Source organism: Lunatibacter salilacus, assembly GCF_009797935.1.
Taxonomy (GTDB): Bacteria; Bacteroidota; Bacteroidia; order Cytophagales; family Cyclobacteriaceae; genus Lunatibacter; species Lunatibacter salilacus.
This window is the reverse complement of the sequence record NZ_VOLC01000062.1, coordinates 1-581: the sequence shown is the minus strand read 5'-3', so window position 1 is coordinate 581 and position 581 is coordinate 1. Positions and strand designations below refer to the sequence as shown.

Genomic DNA, 581 nt, shown 5'->3' with positions numbered 1-581 from the left:
GCAGGGGTGGACGGCATGGAGGTCACCGACCTGTTTTCCTATCTGGAAAGCAACAGGGACCGTATTGCCACCTCCATCCTTAACCATACGTACGTAGCCAAACCTATCAAGGGGGTTGAAATCCCCAAGAGCAACGGAAAAACCAGATTGCTTGGGGTTCCCACCGCAGTGGAAAGGTGGCTCCAACAGGCGGTAAGCCAAGTGCTGATGACCAAATACGAACTCACGTTCGAGGAATACAGCTATGGCTTCCGGCCGCAGAAGAACATCCACAAGGCGGTGACGCAAGCCCTGAAATACATCAACGATGGGTACCAGGATATTGTTGATATTGACCTTAAAGGGTTCTTTGACGAGGTTGACCACTCGATCCTTCTACAATTCATTTATCAGCGGGTAAAATGCCCGACCACCCTGCGGCTTATCCGGAAATGGCTGCGTGCACCGATCCAGATTGACGGAAAACTGCACAAACGTAGAAAAGGCGTCCCACAGGGATCCCCGATCAGCCCCCTATTGAGCAATATCCTGCTGGATGTGCTGGACAAGGAACTGGACAGGCGAAACCTGAAATACGTCCG

General features: G+C 52.0%; 1 protein-coding gene. It reads left to right on the top strand.

The genetic code is table 11. From position 1 onward, the window contains the following. A partial coding sequence (locus tag FQ608_RS27130; protein ID WP_262885544.1) for a reverse transcriptase domain-containing protein occupies positions 1-581 on the top strand: 581 nt, incomplete at both ends.